General features: G+C 56.3%; 27 protein-coding genes. 1 reads left to right on the top strand and 26 read right to left on the bottom strand.

Annotated features, from left to right (window positions below; translation table 11 throughout):
* Positions 1 to 154 precede the first annotated feature (154 nt).
* Entirely contained in the window at positions 155 to 2,989 is a 2,835-nt protein-coding gene (gene uvrA / locus AB7M25_RS03640; protein ID WP_429518456.1) for an excinuclease ABC subunit UvrA, read from the top strand.
* A 64-nt stretch (positions 2,990 to 3,053) separates the two neighbouring features.
* Here the strand turns inward: uvrA and bfr are convergent, their stop codons facing one another.
* The 26 genes from bfr to rplB form a co-directional block, all read right to left on the bottom strand.
* Positions 3,054 to 3,518: a bacterioferritin gene (bfr, locus tag AB7M25_RS03635; RefSeq protein WP_007970123.1), complete on the bottom strand. Its 465-nt coding sequence runs from the start codon at positions 3,516 to 3,518 to the stop codon at positions 3,054 to 3,056.
* A gap of 148 nt (positions 3,519 to 3,666) precedes the next feature.
* Entirely contained in the window at positions 3,667 to 5,121 is a 1,455-nt protein-coding gene (locus tag AB7M25_RS03630) for a catalase (RefSeq protein WP_429518454.1), read from the bottom strand.
* 238 nt (positions 5,122 to 5,359) lie between these two features.
* Entirely contained in the window at positions 5,360 to 5,746 is a 387-nt protein-coding gene (rplQ, locus tag AB7M25_RS03625) for a 50S ribosomal protein L17 (protein ID WP_007970429.1), read from the bottom strand.
* A gap of 42 nt (positions 5,747 to 5,788) precedes the next feature.
* Positions 5,789 to 6,790: a DNA-directed RNA polymerase subunit alpha gene (locus tag AB7M25_RS03620; RefSeq protein ID WP_007970428.1), complete on the bottom strand. Its 1,002-nt coding sequence runs from the start codon at positions 6,788 to 6,790 to the stop codon at positions 5,789 to 5,791.
* A 22-nt stretch (positions 6,791 to 6,812) separates the two neighbouring features.
* A complete protein-coding gene (gene rpsD, locus AB7M25_RS03615; RefSeq protein ID WP_003176404.1) occupies positions 6,813 to 7,433 on the bottom strand; it encodes a 30S ribosomal protein S4 in 621 nt (206 codons plus the stop codon).
* Between the two features lie 18 nt (positions 7,434 to 7,451).
* Positions 7,452 to 7,841 carry a 30S ribosomal protein S11 gene (gene rpsK, locus AB7M25_RS03610; RefSeq protein WP_002555466.1) on the bottom strand — a complete coding sequence of 130 codons (390 nt, stop codon included), beginning with the start codon at positions 7,839 to 7,841 and terminating at the stop codon, positions 7,452 to 7,454.
* Positions 7,842 to 7,871: 30 nt separating this feature from the next.
* Positions 7,872 to 8,228 carry a 30S ribosomal protein S13 gene (gene rpsM / locus AB7M25_RS03605; protein ID WP_009045849.1) on the bottom strand — a complete coding sequence of 119 codons (357 nt, stop codon included), beginning with the start codon at positions 8,226 to 8,228 and terminating at the stop codon, positions 7,872 to 7,874.
* 130 nt (positions 8,229 to 8,358) lie between these two features.
* Positions 8,359 to 8,475 carry a 50S ribosomal protein L36 gene (rpmJ, locus tag AB7M25_RS03600; protein WP_002555468.1) on the bottom strand — a complete coding sequence of 39 codons (117 nt, stop codon included), beginning with the start codon at positions 8,473 to 8,475 and terminating at the stop codon, positions 8,359 to 8,361.
* Between the two features lie 24 nt (positions 8,476 to 8,499).
* On the bottom strand, positions 8,500 to 9,828 hold the full coding sequence (gene secY / locus AB7M25_RS03595) for a preprotein translocase subunit SecY (RefSeq protein ID WP_003228718.1): 1,329 nt from the start codon (positions 9,826 to 9,828) through the stop codon (positions 8,500 to 8,502).
* Positions 9,829 to 10,266 (bottom strand): 50S ribosomal protein L15, encoded by a 438-nt coding sequence (rplO, locus tag AB7M25_RS03590; protein WP_003228720.1) that lies wholly within the window; start codon positions 10,264 to 10,266, stop codon positions 9,829 to 9,831.
* Positions 10,267 to 10,269: 3 nt separating this feature from the next.
* The gene (gene rpmD / locus AB7M25_RS03585; RefSeq protein ID WP_003176408.1) at positions 10,270 to 10,446 is read right to left on the bottom strand and encodes a 50S ribosomal protein L30; all 177 of its coding nucleotides are present in this window, start codon (positions 10,444 to 10,446) and stop codon (positions 10,270 to 10,272) included.
* A gap of 2 nt (positions 10,447 to 10,448) precedes the next feature.
* Complete coding sequence (gene rpsE / locus AB7M25_RS03580) at positions 10,449 to 10,949, bottom strand: 30S ribosomal protein S5 (RefSeq protein WP_003186035.1); 501 nt, start codon at positions 10,947 to 10,949, stop codon at positions 10,449 to 10,451.
* Positions 10,950 to 10,952: 3 nt separating this feature from the next.
* A complete protein-coding gene (rplR, locus tag AB7M25_RS03575) occupies positions 10,953 to 11,303 on the bottom strand; it encodes a 50S ribosomal protein L18 (protein ID WP_003186037.1) in 351 nt (116 codons plus the stop codon).
* A 10-nt stretch (positions 11,304 to 11,313) separates the two neighbouring features.
* Complete coding sequence (gene rplF / locus AB7M25_RS03570) at positions 11,314 to 11,847, bottom strand: 50S ribosomal protein L6 (protein WP_003176412.1); 534 nt, start codon at positions 11,845 to 11,847, stop codon at positions 11,314 to 11,316.
* A 12-nt stretch (positions 11,848 to 11,859) separates the two neighbouring features.
* Positions 11,860 to 12,252 carry a 30S ribosomal protein S8 gene (gene rpsH, locus AB7M25_RS03565; protein WP_003186040.1) on the bottom strand — a complete coding sequence of 131 codons (393 nt, stop codon included), beginning with the start codon at positions 12,250 to 12,252 and terminating at the stop codon, positions 11,860 to 11,862.
* Between the two features lie 209 nt (positions 12,253 to 12,461).
* A complete protein-coding gene (gene rpsN, locus AB7M25_RS03560; RefSeq protein WP_003176414.1) occupies positions 12,462 to 12,767 on the bottom strand; it encodes a 30S ribosomal protein S14 in 306 nt (101 codons plus the stop codon).
* A 13-nt stretch (positions 12,768 to 12,780) separates the two neighbouring features.
* Positions 12,781 to 13,320 carry a 50S ribosomal protein L5 gene (gene rplE / locus AB7M25_RS03555; RefSeq protein ID WP_003210069.1) on the bottom strand — a complete coding sequence of 180 codons (540 nt, stop codon included), beginning with the start codon at positions 13,318 to 13,320 and terminating at the stop codon, positions 12,781 to 12,783.
* Between the two features lie 20 nt (positions 13,321 to 13,340).
* Positions 13,341 to 13,655, bottom strand: a complete 315-nt coding sequence (gene rplX / locus AB7M25_RS03550) for a 50S ribosomal protein L24 (RefSeq protein WP_003186046.1) — start codon at positions 13,653 to 13,655, stop codon at positions 13,341 to 13,343.
* An 11-nt stretch (positions 13,656 to 13,666) separates the two neighbouring features.
* Complete coding sequence (rplN, locus tag AB7M25_RS03545; RefSeq protein ID WP_002555479.1) at positions 13,667 to 14,035, bottom strand: 50S ribosomal protein L14; 369 nt, start codon at positions 14,033 to 14,035, stop codon at positions 13,667 to 13,669.
* Positions 14,036 to 14,058: 23 nt separating this feature from the next.
* The gene (rpsQ, locus tag AB7M25_RS03540) at positions 14,059 to 14,325 is read right to left on the bottom strand and encodes a 30S ribosomal protein S17 (RefSeq protein ID WP_003176419.1); all 267 of its coding nucleotides are present in this window, start codon (positions 14,323 to 14,325) and stop codon (positions 14,059 to 14,061) included.
* A gap of 2 nt (positions 14,326 to 14,327) precedes the next feature.
* Positions 14,328 to 14,519, bottom strand: a complete 192-nt coding sequence (gene rpmC / locus AB7M25_RS03535) for a 50S ribosomal protein L29 (RefSeq protein WP_002555481.1) — start codon at positions 14,517 to 14,519, stop codon at positions 14,328 to 14,330.
* Entirely contained in the window at positions 14,519 to 14,932 is a 414-nt protein-coding gene (rplP, locus tag AB7M25_RS03530; RefSeq protein ID WP_003228729.1) for a 50S ribosomal protein L16, read from the bottom strand. The genes rpmC and rplP overlap by 1 nt, the downstream gene beginning before the upstream one ends.
* Positions 14,933 to 14,944: 12 nt before the next feature.
* Positions 14,945 to 15,631, bottom strand: a complete 687-nt coding sequence (rpsC, locus tag AB7M25_RS03525; RefSeq protein WP_007970424.1) for a 30S ribosomal protein S3 — start codon at positions 15,629 to 15,631, stop codon at positions 14,945 to 14,947.
* Positions 15,632 to 15,644: 13 nt separating this feature from the next.
* The gene (gene rplV / locus AB7M25_RS03520; RefSeq protein WP_003103908.1) at positions 15,645 to 15,977 is read right to left on the bottom strand and encodes a 50S ribosomal protein L22; all 333 of its coding nucleotides are present in this window, start codon (positions 15,975 to 15,977) and stop codon (positions 15,645 to 15,647) included.
* Positions 15,978 to 15,988: 11 nt separating this feature from the next.
* Positions 15,989 to 16,264: a 30S ribosomal protein S19 gene (gene rpsS / locus AB7M25_RS03515; protein WP_002555486.1), complete on the bottom strand. Its 276-nt coding sequence runs from the start codon at positions 16,262 to 16,264 to the stop codon at positions 15,989 to 15,991.
* A 16-nt stretch (positions 16,265 to 16,280) separates the two neighbouring features.
* Positions 16,281 to 17,105: a 50S ribosomal protein L2 gene (gene rplB / locus AB7M25_RS03510; protein ID WP_003228734.1), complete on the bottom strand. Its 825-nt coding sequence runs from the start codon at positions 17,103 to 17,105 to the stop codon at positions 16,281 to 16,283.
* Positions 17,106 to 17,116: the final 11 nt, after the last annotated feature.

Here is a 17,116-nt window from a genome sequence, read left to right as displayed (position 1 = left end):
TCCCATCGATTGGCGGGGTATATCGCGACGCTTTGACGCGCATTGCTGACACACTCTTCATGTAAGACAGTAACCCTCTCGTTTGATAGTGTGCATCCATCCAGTATTTGGCCGTATACTCCTACGTTTTCGACGCCCGCCGAGCGAGGCCACCTTGGACAAGATCCTGATTCGTGGGGCTCGAACCCACAACCTGAAGAACATCGACCTGACCCTGCCACGGGACAAGCTGATCGTCATCACCGGCCTGTCCGGCTCCGGCAAGTCGTCCCTGGCGTTCGACACCTTGTACGCCGAAGGCCAGCGCCGCTACGTCGAATCGCTGTCGGCTTATGCCCGGCAGTTCCTGTCGATGATGGAAAAACCCGACGTCGACACCATCGAAGGCCTGTCGCCGGCGATCTCCATCGAACAGAAGTCGACCTCGCACAACCCGCGTTCGACAGTCGGCACCATTACCGAAATCTACGATTACCTGCGCCTGCTGTATGCACGCGTGGGTATTCCCCGTTGCCCGGACCACGACATTCCGCTGGAAGCGCAGACCGTCAGCCAGATGGTCGACCTGGTCCTCGCCGAACCGGAGGGCAGCAAACTGATGCTGTTGGCCCCGGTCATCCGCGAGCGCAAAGGCGAGCACCTGTCGGTTTTCGAAGAACTGCGCGCCCAAGGGTTCGTCCGTGCCCGGATCAACGGAAAGCTCTATGAGCTGGACGAAGCCCCCAAGCTCGACAAGCAGAAAAAACACACCATTGATGTCGTGGTCGACCGTTTCAAGGTTCGCGCCGACCTGCAGCAACGCCTGGCCGAATCCTTCGAAACCGCGCTGAAACTGGCGGACGGCATCGCCCTGGTAGCGCCGATGGACGACGAGCCGGGCGAGGAGATGATCTTCTCCGCACGCTTCGCCTGCCCGATCTGCGGCCACGCGATCAGTGAGCTGGAACCCAAGCTGTTCTCTTTCAACAACCCGGCCGGCGCCTGCCCGACCTGTGATGGTCTGGGGGTAAAGCAGTTCTTCGACATCAAGCGCCTGGTCAACGGCGAACTGACCCTGGCCGAAGGGGCGATTCGTGGCTGGGATCGGCGCAACGTCTATTACTTCCAGATGCTCGGCTCGCTGGCCGCGCACTACAAGTTCAGCCTGGAAGTGCCGTTCAACGAACTGCCCGCCGACCAGCAGAAATTCATCCTGCACGGCAGTGGCTCGCAAAACGTCGACTTCAAATACCTGAACGACCGTGGCGATATCGTCAAACGCTCGCACCCCTTCGAAGGCATCGTGCCGAACCTGGAGCGTCGCTACCGCGAAACCGAGTCGGCATCGGTGCGCGAGGAGCTGGCCAAGTTCCTCAGTACCCAGTCATGCCCGGACTGCCGCGGCACCCGCCTGCGCCGTGAGGCGCGGCACGTGTGGGTCGGCGAGAAAACCCTGCCGGCGGTGACCAACCTGCCGATCGGCGATGCGTCCGACTATTTTGGCGGGCTCAAGCTCACCGGTCGTCGTGGCGAAATTGCCGACAAGATCCTCAAGGAAATCCGCGAACGCCTGCAATTCCTGGTCAACGTCGGCCTCGACTATCTGTCGCTGGACCGCAGTGCCGACACCTTGTCCGGTGGCGAGGCCCAGCGCATTCGCCTGGCCAGCCAGATTGGCGCCGGCCTGGTGGGTGTCCTGTACATCCTCGACGAACCTTCCATCGGCCTGCATCAGCGCGATAACGACCGGCTGCTGGGCACCCTCAAGCATCTGCGCGATATCGGCAACACGGTGATCGTGGTCGAGCACGACGAAGACGCGATCCGCCTGGCTGACTACGTGGTGGACATCGGCCCGGGCGCCGGCGTGCATGGCGGGCATATCGTCGCCGAAGGCACACCGGCCGAGGTCATGGCGCATCCGGACTCGCTGACGGGCAAATACCTGTCGGGCCGGGTGAAAATCGAAGTCCCGGCCAAACGTACGCCGCGCAACAAGAAGCTGACGCTGTCGCTCAAGGGCGCGCGTGGCAACAACCTGCGCAATGTCGACCTGGAGATTCCGATCGGTCTGCTGACCTGTGTGACCGGCGTATCCGGCTCCGGTAAATCGACGCTGATCAACAACACGCTGTTTCCGCTGAGCGCCACCGCGCTGAACGGCGCAACGACGCTTGAGGCGGCCACCCACGACAGCATCAAGGGTCTGGAGCACCTGGACAAGGTCGTCGACATCGACCAGAGCCCGATCGGCCGTACGCCACGCTCCAACCCGGCGACCTATACCGGACTGTTCACGCCGATCCGCGAGTTGTTCGCCGGCGTGCCGGAGTCCCGCTCCCGTGGCTACGGCCCGGGGCGCTTCTCCTTCAACGTCAAGGGCGGGCGTTGCGAAGCCTGCCAGGGCGACGGCCTGATCAAGGTGGAGATGCACTTCCTGCCGGACATCTACGTGCCGTGCGACGTGTGCAAGAGCAAGCGCTACAACCGTGAAACCCTGGAGATCAAGTACAAGGGCAAGAGCATCCACGAAACCCTCGAGATGACCATCGAGGAAGCGCGGGAGTTCTTCGATGCCGTACCGGCCCTGGCGCGCAAGCTGCAAACATTGATGGACGTCGGCCTGTCGTACATCAAGCTGGGGCAATCGGCGACCACGCTCTCCGGAGGTGAGGCGCAGCGGGTGAAACTGTCCCGCGAACTGTCCAAGCGTGATACCGGCAAGACCCTGTACATCCTCGATGAACCGACCACCGGGCTGCACTTCGCGGATATCCAGCAACTGCTGGACGTGCTGCATCGCCTGCGCGACCACGGCAACACCGTGGTGGTCATCGAGCACAACCTGGACGTGATCAAGACCGCCGACTGGCTGGTGGACCTCGGTCCGGAGGGTGGTTCCAAGGGCGGCCAGATCATCGCCGTCGGCACGCCGGAGGAAGTGGCCGAGATGAAGCAGTCTCACACTGGCTACTACCTCAAACCGCTGCTGGAGCGCGATCGGGCTTAACCGGGTCCCATGAAAAAGCCCCTGTCACTTCATCGGTGGCAGGGGCTTTTTTGTATTCGCTGTATCAGGCGTGGGATTGCAGGTAGTTCTCAAGACCGATCAACTTGATCAGACCCAGCTGCTTTTCGAGCCAGTAAGTGTGATCTTCTTCGGTGTCGTGCAATTGAACCCGCAGCATTTCGCGGCTGACATAGTCCTTGTGCTGCTCGCAGAGCTTGATGCCTTTGCACAGCGCAGCCCGCACCTTGTATTCCAGGCGCAAATCCGCTTCGAGCATCTCGGTCACCGTGGTGCCAACGTCAAGATCGTCCGGACGCATGCGCGGAGTGCCCTCGAGCATCAGAATCCGGCGCATCAAGGCATCAGCGTGCCCTGCTTCCTCTTCCATCTCGTGGTTGATTCGTTCGTAGAGCTTGGTGAAACCCCAGTCCTCATACATCCGCGAGTGGACGAAATATTGATCACGCGCGGCCAGTTCGCCGGTCAGCAACGTGTTGAGGTAATCGATCACATCTGGGTGGCCTTGCATCGCCCTACATCTCCCTGCTTGAAAGTTGTAGTTTGAACCAACATGCCCTTATCGTCACTCGCAAGACGCAATAAAAGCGAAGATATTCTGAGAAAACCAGCTGAAATAACGCAAAAACCGCCCAAACAAGGGCGGTTCTGCTTCTCATTTAGACTTCGTTAAACTGTACGTTGAGCAGCTTTGCGATTGCTTCTCCATACGCCGGGTCGGCCTTGTAGAAATGTTGCAGCTGGCGATCAACCACATCACTCGACACCCCCGCCATCGCACCCGCGATGTTGCTGACCAGCAGCGATTTCTGCTCTTCAGACATCAAGCGGAACAGCGCGCCGGCGTGACTGTAGTAATCAGTGTCTTCGCGGTGGTCATAACGGTCGGCACTACCACTGAGGGCCAACGCGGGCTCTGCGTAACGAGGTGCCTGCTTCGGCGATTCTACGTAGCTGTTTGGCTCGTAGTTTGGCGCCGCACCGCCATTGCTGCCAAAGGCCATCGAGCCATCGCGCTGATAGGTGTTGACCGGACTGCGCGGAGCGTTGACTGGCAACTGTTGGTGGTTGGTGCCGACACGGTAGCGGTGAGCATCCGCGTAAGCGAATACCCGCCCCTGCAGCATGCGATCCGGTGACAGACCAACGCCGGGCACCATATTGCTGGGACCGAACGCCGCCTGCTCGACTTCCGCGAAGTAGTTCTGCGGATTGCGATTGAGCTCCAGCTCTCCAACCTCAATCAGTGGAAACTCTTTCTGCGACCAGGTTTTGGTCACATCAAAGGGGTTCTCGTAGTGCGCTGCCGCCTGAGCCTCGCTCATGATCTGAATGCACACGCGCCATTTCGGGAAATCACCCTGCTCGATGGCATTGAACAAATCGCGCTGGGCGTAATCCGGATCAGTACCTGCCAGGCGCGCCGCCTCGGCAGGAGCAAGGTTCTTGATCCCCTGTTTGGTTTTGTAGTGCCACTTCACCCAGTGGCGCTCGCCTTGAGCGTTGATAAGGCTGTAAGTGTGGCTACCAAAGCCGTGCATGTGGCGGTATCCGTCAGGGATACCCCGGTCGGAGAACAGGATAGTGACCTGGTGCAGCGCCTCGGGCGAATGCGACCAGAAGTCCCACATCGCCTGGGCACTCTTCAGGTTGCTTTGCGGCAAACGCTTCTGGGTGTGGATAAAGTCCGGAAACTTCAGTGGGTCGCGAATGAAGAACACTGGAGTGTTGTTGCCGACGATGTCCCAGTTGCCTTCCTCGGTGTAAAACTTCAAGGCAAAGCCGCGCGGATCACGCTCGGTATCGGCCGAACCACGCTCACCACCCACGGTGGAAAACCGCAGGAAAGTCGGGGTTTGTTTGCCGACTGCCTCAAACAGCTTTGCGCTGGTGTATTGAGTGATATCGCGCGTCACGGTGAACGTACCGTAGGCACCCGAGCCTTTGGCGTGCACGCGGCGCTCAGGGATGTTTTCACGGTTGAAGTGGGCAAGCTTCTCGATCAGATGAAAGTCGTCGAGCAGCAGCGGGCCACGAGGGCCGGCGGAACGGGAATTCTGGTTATCGGCAACAGGAGCGCCACTGGCGGTGGTAAGCGTTTTGTTTTGGCTCATGCGATCTTCCTTCCTCTGTCGGTCTTGAACTGCCGGCTATCGGCTGAGAAGGAGTATTGATCATCAATGTTACACCTACAAATTCATTAACTTGCAGGCATCGATAGAAAATAACTAATGATCAGCCCCCAACCGATAATATGACAAGGGGAAGGATTCAAGGATTATACGAAGGTACATTTCTTACAGGCACAAAAAACCGGGCACTAGGCCCGGTTCCTTGTTTCAGACTGACGTCTTACTCGGCGGATACAGCTTCGCCAGCAGTAGCACGATCAACCAACTCGACGTACGCCATAGGCGCGTTGTCGCCAGCGCGGAAACCGCACTTGAGGATGCGCAAGTAGCCACCCTCACGGGTAGCGTAACGCTTGCCCAGATCGTTGAAGAGCTTACCAACGATAGCTTTCGAACGAGTACGGTCGAAAGCCAAACGACGGTTAGCAACGCTGTCTGTCTTGGCCAGAGTGATCAGCGGCTCGGCAACGCGGCGCAGTTCTTTGGCTTTTGGCAGAGTCGTTTTGATCAGCTCGTGCTCGAACAGCGACACCGCCATGTTTTGGAACATGGCCTTGCGGTGCGAGCTGGTGCGGCTCAGGTGACGACCACTTTTACGATGACGCATGGTTCATTCCTTACCAAACACTACGTTCGGTGATTACGACGATCAGGCAGTCGCCTTGTCGTCCTTCTTAAGACTTGCAGGCGGCCAGTTGTCGAGGCGCATGCCGAGGGACAGACCGCGGGAGGCCAGAACGTCCTTGATTTCAGTCAAGGATTTCTTGCCCAGGTTCGGAGTCTTCAACAATTCCACTTCGGTACGCTGAATCAGGTCACCGATGTAGTAAATGTTTTCCGCCTTAAGGCAGTTAGCCGAACGTACAGTCAGTTCCAGATCGTCAACCGGGCGAAGCAGGATCGGATCGATCTCGTCTTCCTGCTCGACAACCACTGGCTCACTGTCACCCTTGAGGTCGACGAACGCAGCCAACTGCTGTTGCAGGATGGTTGCAGCGCGGCGAATAGCCTCTTCAGGATCCAGAGTACCGTTGGTTTCCAGATCAATAACCAGCTTGTCCAGGTTAGTACGCTGCTCGACACGGGCGTTTTCCACCACGTATGCGATACGGCGAACCGGGCTGAACGAAGAGTCAAGCTGCAAGCGACCGATGCTGCGGCTTTCGTCTTCATCGCTCTGACGCGAGTCTGCCGGTTCATAACCACGACCACGAGCTACTACGAGCTTCATGTTCAGGGCGCCGTTAGACGCCAGGTTAGCGATTACGTGATCGGGATTAACGATCTCGACATCATGATCCAGCTGAATATCGGCAGCGGTAACCACCCCCGAACCCTTCTTCGACAAGGTCAGCGTAACTTCGTCACGACCGTGCAGCTTGATAGCCAGACCTTTAAGGTTCAACAGGATTTCAATGACGTCTTCCTGTACACCTTCGATGGCGCTGTACTCGTGGAGCACACCGTCAATCTCGGCCTCGACTACTGCACAGCCGGGCATTGAGGACAACAGGATGCGGCGCAGCGCGTTGCCCAGGGTATGGCCGAAACCACGCTCGAGAGGCTCGAGAGTGATCTTGGCGCGGGTTGGACTGACAACCTGCACATCAATGTGGCGGGGTGTCAGGAACTCATTTACCGAAATCTGCATGGATGCACCTATTTTCTAGCCCTTACTTGGAGTAGAGCTCGACAATCAGGCTTTCGTTGATGTCGGCGGACAGATCACTGCGAGCTGGAACGTTCTTGAAAACGCCCGACTTCTTCTCAGTGTCTACTTCTACCCATTCTACGCGGCCACGTTGGGCACACAGATCGAGAGCTTGGACAATGCGAAGTTGATTTTTTGCTTTCTCGCGAACAGCAACCACGTCACCAGCACGAACCTGGTAGGACGGAACGTTAACGGTCTGACCGTTTACGCTGATCGACTTGTGCGATACCAGCTGACGGGATTCGGCACGAGTCGAACCAAAGCCCATACGGTATACAACGTTGTCCAGACGGCATTCGAGCAGTTGCAGCAGGTTCTCACCGGTTGCACCTTTCTTGCCAGCAGCTTCTTTGTAGTAGCCGCTGAATTGACGCTCGAGAACGCCGTAGATACGACGGACCTTCTGCTTTTCACGCAGTTGGGTGCCGTAGTCGGACTGGCGACCGCGGCGTTGGCCGTGGATACCAGGTGCTGCTTCAATGTTGCACTTCGATTCGATCGCGCGCACGCCGCTCTTCAGGAAGAGATCGGTGCCTTCGCGACGAGCGAGTTTGCATTTTGGACCAATGTAACGAGCCATTCTTTACAATCTCCTGGATTACACGCGGCGCTTCTTCGGCGGACGGCACCCGTTGTGCGGGATTGGCGTCACGTCGGTGATGCTGGCGATCTTGTAGCCACAGCCGTTCAAAGCGCGGACTGCGGATTCACGACCTGGACCTGGACCTTTGACGTTGACGTCGAGGTTTTTCAGGCCGTATTCCAGCGCAGCTTGACCAGCACGTTCAGCAGCTACCTGAGCAGCAAACGGGGTGGACTTGCGGGAACCGCGGAAACCCGAACCACCGGAGGTAGCCCAGGAAAGAGCGTTACCTTGACGGTCGGTGATGGTCACGATGGTGTTGTTAAAAGATGCATGGATGTGGGCGATGCCATCAACCACTGTCTTTTTAACTTTTTTACGAGGACGAGCAGCAGGTTTTGCCATGATTAAATTCCTGTCGATTCGCTGGGGCGATTACTTGCGGATCGGCTTACGCGGACCTTTACGGGTACGCGCGTTGGTCTTGGTACGCTGACCGCGCACTGGAAGACCGCGACGATGACGCAGACCGCGATAGCAACCGAGGTCCATCAAGCGCTTGATTTTCATGTTGATTTCGCGACGCAGGTCACCTTCAGTGGTGAACTTCGCCACTTCGCCACGCAGCTGTTCAATCTGCTCGTCGCTCAGATCTTTGATCTTTGCTGCTGGGTTTACCCCAGTCTCTGCACAAATTTTCTGTGCAGTAGTGCGACCAACACCATAGATGTAGGTCAGCGAGATAACAGTATGCTTGTTATCTGGAATGTTAACGCCTGCAATACGGGCCATTCAGTGGGACTCCAATTGACAGCTACCTACGCCCCGGAAGCCAAGAAATAGGGCGCGAGATAATATCGCTGTAATAACAAATAATCAACCCGGCAGCGCACTAGCTGCCGGGCTTGAAGCACAATCACACTCAGCCTTGGCGCTGTTTGTGACGCGGTTCCGCGCTGCAAATTACTCGAACAACACCTTCGCGGCGAATAATCTTGCAGTTACGGCACAGCTTTTTCACCGATGCACGAACTTTCATCACCAACTCCTCGAACCTTATGGGTCAGCGCAGCATGCCGCTGCCGTAACCCTTCAGGTTGGCTTTCTTCATCAGGGATTCGTACTGGTGCGAAACGAGGTGCGATTGTACTTGGGACATGAAGTCCATCACAACCACGACGACGATCAGCAACGAGGTCCCGCCAAGGTAGAACGGTACGTTGGCTGCAACCACCAGGAACTGGGGCAACAGGCAGACGGCCGTCATGTAAAGAGCACCGAACATGGTCAAGCGAGTCAGAACGCCATCAATGTAGCGCGCAGACTGCTCACCTGGACGGATGCCCGGAATAAAGGCACCGGACTTCTTCAGGTTTTCCGCTACGTCTTTCGGATTGAACATCAACGCCGTATAGAAGAAGCAGAAGAAAATAATCCCTGCACTAAACAGCAGAATATTCAACGGCTGACCAGGAGCGATCGACTGCGAGATGTCCTGCAACCAGCCCATACCTTCAGACTGACCGAACCAGGCACCCAACGAAGCCGGGAACAGCAAAATGCTGCTCGCGAAAATAGCCGGAATAACACCGGCCATGTTCACCTTAAGCGGCAAGTGGCTGGTCTGCGCAGCGAAGACCTTGCGGCCCTGCTGACGCTTGGCGTAGTGAACAGCAATACGACGCTGACCACGCTCAATGAACACCACGAAACCGATAATCGCTACTGCCAGCAAACCGATGGCAACCAGGGCGAAGATGTTGATATCACCCTGACGTGCAGACTCGAAAGACTGCCCGATCGCTCTCGGAAGACCGGCGACGATACCCGAAAAAATCAACATCGAGATACCGTTGCCAACACCACGCTCAGTAATCTGCTCACCCAGCCACATCATGAACATCGCACCAGCCACAAACGTGGATACCGCGACGAAATGGAAGCCAAAGTCACCAGTGAACGCAACGCCCTGCCCCGCCAGACCAATGGACATGCCAATGGCCTGGACGAGAGCGAGGACGACAGTGCCGTAGCGGGTGTACTGGCTGATCTTGCGACGGCCAGCTTCACCTTCCTTCTTCAACTGCTCCAGCTGCGGGCTGACGGCGGTCATCAGTTGCATGATGATCGATGCCGAGATGTACGGCATGATCCCCAGTGCAAAGATGCTCATCCGTTCCAGCGCGCCGCCGGAAAACATGTTGAACAAGCTAAGAATGGTCCCCTCATTCTGTCGAAACAGGTCCGCGAGTCGGTCCGGGTTGATACCTGGAACCGGGATGTGTGCGCCTATTCGGTAGACGATAATCGCCAGGAACAGAAAACGCAGACGAGCCCAGAGTTCAGACATACCGCCTTTGCCGAGCGCAGAGAGAGCACCTTGCTTAGCCATTTATTCCTCGAACTTGCCGCCAGCTGCTTCGATAGCCGCACGCGCACCTTTGGTGGCGCCGATTCCCTTGCCGATAGTGACAGCGCGAGTCACTTCACCGGACAGCATGATTTTCACACGCTGTACGTTGACGTTGATCACGTTGGCATCTTTCAGGGACTGCACGGTGACGATGTCGCCTTCCACTTTGGCCAGCTCGGACAGACGCACTTCTGCGCGGTCCATGGCTTTCAGGGAAACGAAACCGAACTTCGGCAGGCGACGATGCAGCGGCTGTTGACCGCCTTCAAAGCCTGGAGCAATGGTGCCACCGGAGCGAGAGGTCTGACCTTTGTGACCACGGCCACCAGTCTTACCCAAACCGCTACCGATACCACGGCCCGGACGATGCTTTTCGCGACGGGAACCCGGCGCTGGACTCAGATCATTGAGTTTCATCGATTAACCCTCGACACGCAGCATGTAGTAAGCCTTGTTGATCATCCCGCGATTCTCGGGAGTATCCTGGACTTCTACAGTGTGACCGATGCGACGCAGACCCAGACCCTTAACGCACAGTTTGTGGTTAGGGATGCGGCCGGTCATGCTTTTGATCAGCGTAACTTTAACGGTAGCCATGATCAGAAGATCTCCTTGACGCTTTTGCCACGCTTGGCGGCAATGGATTCAGGAGACTGCATTGCTTTCAAACCCTTGAAAGTGGCGTGAACCACGTTTACCGGGTTAGTCGAGCCGTAGCACTTGGCCAGAACGTTCTGAACGCCAGCAACTTCGAGGACAGCACGCATAGCGCCGCCAGCGATGATACCGGTACCTTCAGAAGCAGGCTGCATGTACACCTTCGAAGCGCCGTGAGCGGACTTCATGGCGTACTGCAGGGTGGTGCCGTTCAGATCAACCTGGATCATGTTGCGGCGAGCAGCTTCCATTGCCTTCTGGATCGCAGCAGGCACTTCACGCGACTTGCCACGGCCGAAGCCAACACGGCCCTTACCATCACCAACCACGGTCAACGCGGTGAAAGTGAAGATACGGCCGCCTTTAACGGTTTTGGCTACGCGGTTAACTTGAACCAGCTTCTCGATGTAGCCTTCGTCGCGCTTTTGGTCGTTATTTGACATAACTTAGAACTCCAGCCCAGCTTCACGAGCAGCATCAGCCAGCGCTTTAACGCGGCCGTGGTACTTGAAGCCAGAGCGGTCGAAAGCCACCTGCGAGACGCCAGCGGCCTTAGCACGCGTAGCGACCAGCTGGCCAACCTTAGTGGCCGCGTCGATGTTGCCGGTGGCACCATCACGCAGTTCTTTATCCAAAGTCGAGGCGCTTGCCAGGACTTTGTTGCCGTCGGCCGAAATGACCTGGGCGTAGATGTGCTGCGAAGAGCGGAACACGCAGAGACGCACGACTTCGAGTTCGTGCATTTTCAGGCGTGCTTTGCGAGCGCGACGCAGTCGAGTAACTTTTTTGTCGGTCATTTGCTATGCCCTACTTCTTCTTGGCTTCTTTACGACGGACGACTTCGTCCGCGTAGCGCACACCTTTGCCTTTGTACGGCTCTGGTGGACGGAAGTCGCGGATCTCGGCGGCCACTTGACCTACCAGCTGCTTGTCGATGCCCTTGATCAGGATATCGGTCTGGCTAGGAGTCTCAGCGGTGATGCCTTCCGGCAGTTCGTAATCCACTGGGTGCGAGAAGCCAAGAGCCAGGTTCAGCACTGTGCCTTTTGCTTGCGCTTTGTAACCAACACCGACCAGCTGGAGCTTGCGCTCGAAGCCTTGGCTTACGCCTTGGACCATGTTGTTTACCAACGCACGAGTGGTACCAGCCATTGCGCGAGTCTGTTGATCGCCATTGCGAGCAGCGAAACGCAGCTCACCAGCTTCTTCAACGATCTCAACGGACGAATGGATGTTCAGTTCGAGAGTGCCCTTGGCACCCTTCACCGAAAGCTGTTGGCCTGCGAATTTTACTTCGACACCGGCTGGCAGCTTAACGGGGTTCTTAGCGACGCGAGACATGCTTATCCCCCCTTAGAACACAGTGCAAAGAACTTCGCCGCCGACACCGGCAGCGCGCGCAGCACGATCAGTCATCACACCCTTGTTGGTGGAGACGATAGACACACCGAGACCGCCACGAACTTTTGGCAGATCATCGACGGACTTGTACTGACGCAGGCCTGGACGGCTAACGCGCTTCACTTCTTCGATAACCGGACGGCCTTCGAAGTACTTCAGCTCGATGGACAGCAGTGGTTTGATTTCGCTGCTGATCTGATAACCCGCAATGTAACCTTCGTCCTTCAGGACTTTGGCAACAGCTACCTTCAACGTGGAAGATGGCATGCTTACGACGGACTTTTCAGCCATCTGGGCATTACGGATACGAGTTAGCATGTCCGCTAACGGGTCCTGCATACTCATGGGCTAGACGCTCCTAATACAAAAAAATTAGCCTTGCGGCTATTACGTGTCGCCGAGAATCTCCGGGCATGAAAAACACGGGCTCAGGCGAGCCGGGTATTCTAGACACACCCCAGAAATGAATCAAGCCCCAAAAGGGGCTTGATCCAGATTCAAGGCCACCGGTGGTCAGGATCTTGCGATCCTGGACACCGAGACTTTGACAGTACTTACCAGCTGGCTTTAACCAGACCCGGTACGTCACCACGCATGGCAGCTTCACGCAGCTTGTTACGGCCGAGGCCGAACTTGCGGTAAACGCCGTGTGGACGACCGGTCAGGCGGCAGCGGTTACGCATGCGCGAAGCGCTTGCGTCACGTGGCTGCTTCTGCAGGGCTACTGTAGCTTCCCAACGCGCTTCTGGACTTGCGTTCAGATCAACGATGATAGCTTTCAGTGCTGCACGCTTCTTGGCGTACTTGGCAACCGTGAGCTGACGCTTCAGCTCGCGGTTTTTCATGCTCATCTTGGCCATGGTCCTACTCCAATCAGTTGCGGAACGGGAATTTGAACGCACGCAGCAGAGCGCGGCCTTCATCATCGTTCTTGGCAGTGGTGGTCAGGGTGATGTCCAGACCGCGGAGAGCATCGATCTTGTCGTAGTCGATTTCCGGGAAGATGATCTGCTCTTTCACGCCCATGCTGTAGTTACCACGACCATCGAAGGACTTGGCATTCAGGCCGCGGAAGTCGCGAACCCGAGGCAGGGAGATCGACAGCAGACGATCCAGGAACTCGTACATACGCTCACGGCGCAGGGTCACTTTGACGCCGATCGGCCAACCTTCACGGACTTTAAAGCCTGCGATGGATTTGCGAGCGTAGGTCACAACGACTTTCTGGCCGGTGATCTTTTCCAGGTCAGCAACAGCGTGCTCGATGACTTTTTTGTCGCCGATCGCTTCGCCCAGACCCATGTTCAGGGTGATTTTGGTAACGCGCGGAACTTCCATCACGTTCGAAAGCTTAAGTTCTTCCTTAAGTTTCGGAGCGATTTCCTTCCGGTAAATCTCTTTTAGTCGTGCCATGGTCTTCTACCTAGCAGTGTTCAAGCATCAACCGCTTTTTGGGTCGACTTGAAGACACGAATTTTCTTACCGTCTTCTACTTTGAAACCAACGCGGTCAGCCTTGTTGGTTTCGCCGTTGAAGATGGCGACGTTGGAAGCGTGCAGTGGCGCTTCTTTCTCGACGATACCGCCCTGTACGCCCGACATCGGGTTAGGCTTGGTATGACGCTTGACCAGGTTCAGACCACCAACAACCAGACGGTTGTCAGCAAGAACCTTCAGCACCTTACCGCGCTTACCTTTGTCTTTGCCGGCGATCACGATGATCTCGTCGTCACGACGAATCTTTTGCATGTCGGATCTCCTTACAGCACTTCTGGGGCGAGCGAGACGATCTTCATGAACTTCTCAGTACGAAGTTCACGGGTCACTGGCCCAAAGATACGGGTGCCGATCGGCTCTTGCTTGTTGTTCAACAGAACAGCAGCGTTGCCATCAAAGCGGATAATGGAGCCATCAGCACGACGTACGCCGTGACGAGTGCGGACTACAACAGCAGTCATCACTTGGCCTTTTTTCACTTTACCGCGAGGAATTGCTTCCTTCACGGTAACCTTGATGATGTCACCGATACCAGCGTAACGACGATGGGAGCCACCCAGCACCTTGATGCACATAACGCGGCGAGCGCCGCTGTTATCGGCCACATCGAGCATGGATTGAGTCTGAATCATATAATTTCTCCGACCCCTAGTCCTTAGACTTCCACAGCGCGTTCGAGAACATCAACCAGCGCCCAAGACTTGGTCTTGGCCAAAGGACGAGTTTCACGAATAGTGACTTTGTCGCCGATGTGGCACTGATTGGTTTCGTCGTGCGCGTGCAGCTTAGTCGAACGCTTAACGTATTTACCGTAGATCGGGTGCTTAACGCGACGCTCGATCAGAACGGTGATGGTTTTGTCCATCTTGTCGCTGACAACACGGCCAGTCAGCGTACGGACAGTTTTTTCGGCTTCAGCCATGATTACTTACCTGCCTGCTGGTTGAGCACAGTCTTCACGCGAGCAATGTCACGCTTAACTTGCGAGAGCAGATGAGACTGCCCCAACTGGCCAGTTGCTTTCTGCATACGCAGATTGAACTGGTCGCGCAGCAGGCCGAGCAGTTGCTCGTTCAGCTGCTGTGCGGATTTTTCACGAAGTTCATTCGCTTTCATCACATCACCGTCCGTTTAACAAAGGAGGTGGCGAGCGGCAGCTTTGCAGCAGCCAGGGCGAAAGCCTCACGCGCCAGCTCTTCAGAAACACCCTCGATTTCATACAGGACTTTGCCTGGCTGAATCTGGGCAACCCAGTATTCCACGTTACCCTTACCTTTACCCATCCGAACCTCGAGAGGCTTCTTGGAGATCGGCTTGTCCGGGAATACACGGATCCAGATCTTGCCGCCACGTTTTACGTGACGGGTCAGAGCACGACGCGCTGACTCGATCTGACGAGCGGTGAGACGACCACGAGCAACAGACTTCAGCGCGAACTCGCCGAAGCTGACTTTGCTACCGCGCAATGCCAGGCCACGGTTGTGACCAGTCATTTGCTTGCGGAACTTCGTACGCTTTGGTTGCAACATTTGGCGTACCCCTTACTTAGCAGCTTTTTTACGAGGCGCTGGTGCTTGTGGTTTCAGTTCTTCTTGGCGACCACCAATTACTTCGCCTTTGAAGATCCAAACCTTTACACCGATCACACCGTAAGTGGTGTGAGCTTCGTAGTTGGCATAGTCGATGTCGGCACGCAGGGTGTGCAATGGCACACGACCTTCGCGATACCATTCAGTACGTGCAATTTCAGCACCGCCGAGACGACCGCTCACTTGGATTTTGATGCCTTTGGCACCAATGCGCATGGCGTTCTGTACGGCGCGCTTCATAGCACGACGGAACATTACGCGACGCTCCAGCTGCTGAGCTACGCTCTGCGCAACCAGCATACCGTCGAGCTCCGGCTTGCGGATCTCTTCGATATTGATGTGCACAGGCACACCCATTTGCTTGGTCAGGTCCTGACGCAGTTTCTCAACATCTTCACCCTTCTTCCCGATAACGATACCTGGACGAGCGGTGTGGATGGTGATGCGTGCAGTTTGGGCCGGACGATGGATATCGATACGGCTTACGGACGCGCTTTTTAGTTTGTCTTGGAGGTACTCACGCACATTCAGATCTGCGAGCAAATAGTCCGCATAAGTCCGACCGTCTGCGTACCAGACGGAGGTGTGCTCCTTGACGATTCCCAGGCGAATGCCAATGGGATGTACTTTCTGACCCATCTCTTCGACTCCGTTACTTGTCAGCAACCTTGACAGTGATATGGCAAGACCGCTTGACGATGCGATCAGCACGGCCTTTGGCACGTGGCATGATGCGCTTCAGCGAACGCCCTTCGTTGACGAAAACGGTGCTGACCTTCAGGTCATCAACGTCTGCGCCTTCGTTATGCTCGGCGTTGGCTACGGCCGACTCCAGCACTTTCTTCATGATCTCGGCGGCTTTCTTACTGCTGAAAGCCAACAGGTTGAGCGCTTCGCCCACCTTCTTCCCGCGGATCTGGTCGGCGACCAAGCGGGCTTTCTGGGCGGAGATTCGAGCGCCCGACAACTTAGCGGCTACTTCCATTTCCTAACCCCTTAACGCTTGGCTTTCTTGTCTGCCACGTGCCCGCGATAAGTGCGGGTACCGGCGAACTCGCCCAGTTTGTGGCCGACCATGTCTTCGTTCACGAGAACTGGGACGTGCTGACGACCGTTGTGTACTGCGATGGTCAGACCGACCATTTGTGGCAGGATCATCGAACGACGCGACCAGGTTTTCACCGGTTTGCGATCGTTCTTTTCCGCCGCCACTTCGATCTTCTTCAGTAGGTGAAGATCGATAAAAGGACCTTTTTTCAGAGAACGTGGCACTGTCGTATCCCTCTATTTACTTGCGACGACGGACGATCATTTTGTCGGTACGCTTATTACCACGAGTCTTCGCGCCCTTAGTCGGGAAGCCCCATGGCGATACCGGATGACGACCACCAGAGGTACGACCTTCACCACCACCATGTGGGTGGTCAACCGGGTTCATGGCAACACCACGAACGGTTGGGCGAACGCCACGCCAGCGTTTGGCACCAGCTTTACCCAGCGAACGCAGGCTGTGCTCGGAGTTCGAGACTTCGCCCAGGGTCGCACGGCATTCAGCCAGGACTTTACGCATTTCACCGGAACGCAGACGCAGGGTAACGTACACGCCTTCACGAGCGATCAGCTGAGCCGAAGCACCAGCGGAACGAGCGATCTGTGCGCCTTTACCTGGCTTCAGTTCGATGCCGTGTACGGTAGAACCGACTGGAATGTTGCGCAGTTGCAGAGCGTTGCCTGGCTTGATTGGAGCCAGAGCGCCTGCGATCAGCTGGTCGCCAGCACTCACGCCTTTAGGGGCGATGATGTAGCGGCGCTCGCCGTCTGCGTAGCAGAGCAGTGCGATGTGAGCAGTACGGTTTGGATCGTATTCGATACGCTCGACAGTGGCGACGATGCCATCTTTGTCGTTGCGACGGAAATCGACCATACGGTAATGCTGCTTATGACCACCACCGATGTGACGAGTGGTAATACGGCCATTGTTGTTACGACCACCAGTCTTCGATTTCTTCTCGAGCAGCGGTGCGTGAGGAGCGCCTTTATGCAGCTCCTGGTTGACCACCTTGACCACAAAACGGCGGCCAGGGGAAGTCGGTTTGCATTTAACGATTGCCATGATGCACCCCT

It is taken from the genome of Pseudomonas sp. AP3_22 TE3818, from assembly GCF_053628995.1.
Note: the sequence above shows the minus strand (reverse complement) of the source record. Positions and strands in the feature narration are given on the sequence as shown.